At 74.6% G+C, this 2,915-nt stretch carries 4 pseudogenes; all 4 read right to left on the reverse strand.

The features are described from left to right. Positions 1 to 138: 138 nt before the first annotated feature. A pseudogene (locus tag AOK16_RS28725) lies at positions 139 to 984 on the reverse strand (class I SAM-dependent methyltransferase). 323 nt (positions 985 to 1,307) lie between these two features. After that, positions 1,308 to 1,982, reverse strand: a pseudogene (locus AOK16_RS28730) (TIGR04282 family arsenosugar biosynthesis glycosyltransferase); the annotation flags it as partial. A 167-nt stretch (positions 1,983 to 2,149) separates the two neighbouring features. Further along, a pseudogene (locus tag AOK16_RS28735) lies at positions 2,150 to 2,400 on the reverse strand (glycosyltransferase); the annotation flags it as partial. A gap of 2 nt (positions 2,401 to 2,402) precedes the next feature. Continuing rightward, positions 2,403 to 2,709: pseudogene (locus AOK16_RS29025) on the reverse strand (glycosyltransferase family 2 protein); the annotation flags it as partial. Positions 2,710 to 2,915: the final 206 nt, after the last annotated feature.

Below are 2,915 nucleotides of genomic sequence, written 5' to 3' on the forward strand. Positions count from 1 at the left end.
GGAGTCGCGGCCGGGGGAGGTGGGTGAGCGGCTGCGGTCGGCGGGGGTCAACCACGTCCGCGTACCGGCATTCCTGTCCGGACTCCTGCTGCTGGTCTGGTTCCCGCTGATCACTCGTCAGGTGGGGCACTACACGGCTTATACGGGGTTGCCCGCCGGGGTGTTCCTGGGGCGCTGGCTGCTGATCTCGGCGGGGTTGTTCGCGGTCTCGGGGGTGTGGTTGGTAGTGCGGTTGGTGCGGTGGAGTCCGCGGCTGCGGTCGTGTCAGCGGTTGCGGTTGTGGCTGCCTTCGTGGCTTCGGCGCAAAGCCACGAAGGGCCGCTCGGACGCCACCCATTGATCGGCCGGACGCCAGCCGAGCGGCCCGGCGTACCGCAGCAGCGCCGGGGTGCCGAGGCGCGCCCACGGGAAGACCGAGCCGGCCTCGCTGCTCCCGCCGCCACGACCGTCGTCCACTCGTACCCGTACCCGCTCGTCCACATCCACCGGTGCCGTCTCGGCGATGAGGAGCCCGCCCGGGGCGAGGAGTTCCGCGACCCGGACGAGGAGCACGCGCGGGTCTCCGCCGATGCCGATGTTGCCGTCCACGAGCAGTGCCGTGCCCCAACGGCCTTCGCCGGGAAGGGAGTCGAAGACCGATCGGCGCAGGGCCGTGCCGCCCAGCCGGACCGTGCGGTCGACGGCGGCCTGGCTCACGTCGATGCCGAGCGTCTGGTGCCCTCGCGCGGACAGCGCCGCGACCAGGCGGCCGGGGCCACACCCTATGTCGAGCACGGGTCCCTCGCAGCGCCGCAGCGCCGACAGGTCGGAGGCGTCCGCCCCCGCACACCACCGCTCGATATCCAACGGCAGCAGCCACCCGTCACTCCGCCGCAGAAACAACGGCCCCTGCCCGCTCCGCAAGGCATCGGCGTAGGGGTCGGCGCCCCAGGATGCGCCCCAACCCGCGTACGTGCCAGCCGAGTCGGCTCCACCGAGCGACACGGTGGTGCTCACTGCCCGGCCCCCGGCCGCCTGTTGTTCCGGCGTCTGTCGGCCCGGTCCTCGGCAGGAGGAGGGTCGAGGGTCCGGGCAACGCAGCCCGGGTCTGGCGTGTCTCGGTTCGCGGTGTCCCGGGGCCGGGCGCCCTGGTCCGCGGTGTCCGTGCTTCCGGCTTCCCCACGCCCGGCCACACGGCCCGCGGAGTCGCGGCGTACGCCGCTCGTGCCCCCGGCGTGCCTCTGCTCGGCGTCCTCCCGCTCGGCGCCCGGGCGCGCGGTGTCCCCGTCGGCAGGGCCCGGGGCCTGCGTGCCCCGTCCCATCCGATCGCCCACCAGCCGGGTGTACGTGGCGGCGAAGGCACCGTGCGGGGCCGTGGCGGCGACGTGGGTGGCGTCGGTGGCCGTGTCGACGTCGCGCAGGGGCGGCAGGTCGCGGACGGTGAGGCCCGCGCGTGTCAGCCGCTCGCGCTGGACGGCGCCGGTCTCCGGGGCGGACATGGGGACCCCGCGCAGCAGCGCGGGGTCCGGGGCCGCCAGACCCAGCGCCCAGAACCCACCGTCCTCGGCAGGCCCGAACCAGGCCCCGCAATCCCGCCACGCGTCCGGCCCGAGCGCGGGGGCCAGCAGGGCGCGGGTGACCTGCGGGGTGTCCATGCCAATCAGCAGCGTGGGCCCCTCGCTCGCCGCGAACGCTGCTGCCAGCCGCTCGTCGAGCCCGCCCGCGCACTGCGGTACGACGTCGAAGCCCGGCGGCAGCCAGGAACCCGGCCGTCCGTCGAGGACGACTGTGCGGCGGCGGGCGGGCAGTTCGGCGACGGCGCGCAGGGTGTCGGCGAGCGCGGCCTCGGCCAACTCCGCTGCCTCGTCGGGGCTGAAGGGCGGAGTGAGCCGCGTCTTGACCCGGCCGGGCACGGGCTCCTTCGCGATGACGAGCAGAGCGGTCGGCCCGTACGGGGCGGCGCGGCAGCCGGTCGGCCCCTCGTCGACATGACGACCGGTCATGAGGCCATCCCCGTCCCATCCGTTGGCCGGAGCTTGGGGCGGAGGTCCTGTGTGGTGCCATCCGGTGGTGGGGCGTTGGGACCAGGGTCCTGTGCGATGTCGCCCAGCGGGCGGGGACCGGATTCGGGGTCCGGCGGGCTCCCGCCCGATGGCCGGCGTGTTCCCGTGGGCCCAGGCCGCCCCGGCCCCACCCCCGGTGGCCTCGCCAGTACCGCTCTCATGTCGCGCACCGCGTGCCACGTGCCGCGCCACGTGCCCGTGACCTTGGACTTTCCGGCGCGGGGCACGTACGGGACGTCCGTCTCGCGCACCCGTAGCCCGGCGTCGGAGGCCCGTACCACCATCTCCAGCGGGTAGCCGCTGCGGCGGTCCGTGAGGGCGAGGGACAGCAGGTCCTCGCGGCGAGCGGCCCGCATGGNNCGACTTGGCGTACGAGTGCGGGCAGCAGCCCCAGGTCGAGCGATCCGTCGCAGTCGCAGAAGCACACGTACTCCGCCTCGGCCGCCAGGAGCCCGGCATGGCAGGCGGACCCGAAGCCGCGGCGCGGCTCCTGCACGACGGTGGCGCCGAGCGAGCGGGCGATCTCCGCCGAGCCGTCCGTGGACCCGTTGTCGACGACGATCGCGCGCCAGCCCGCGGGTACGCGGCCCAGCACCTCGGGCAGCGCGGCAGCCTCGTCCAGGCAGGGGAGGACGACATCGGCCCGGAGGGCCGGGGCCGGGTTCAGGCCGGGGCTCGGATCCGGGGCGGGACCAGAGGCAGGGCCCGGGTTCGCGGTGGAGTCGGTCACGCTCCTCACCCTACGGAGTCGAATCGGACATTCCGGACCGTGGATCCTTACGAAACACGGACGTCGGCCGATCCGTACCACCGCGCCCACGCGCCATACCGACCCCGGTGCCACAGTTGCCGTACCGTCGCTTATACACATCT

It is taken from the genome of Streptomyces pathocidini, assembly GCF_001418495.1.
GTDB classification, from domain to species: domain Bacteria; phylum Actinomycetota; class Actinomycetes; order Streptomycetales; family Streptomycetaceae; genus Streptomyces; species Streptomyces pathocidini.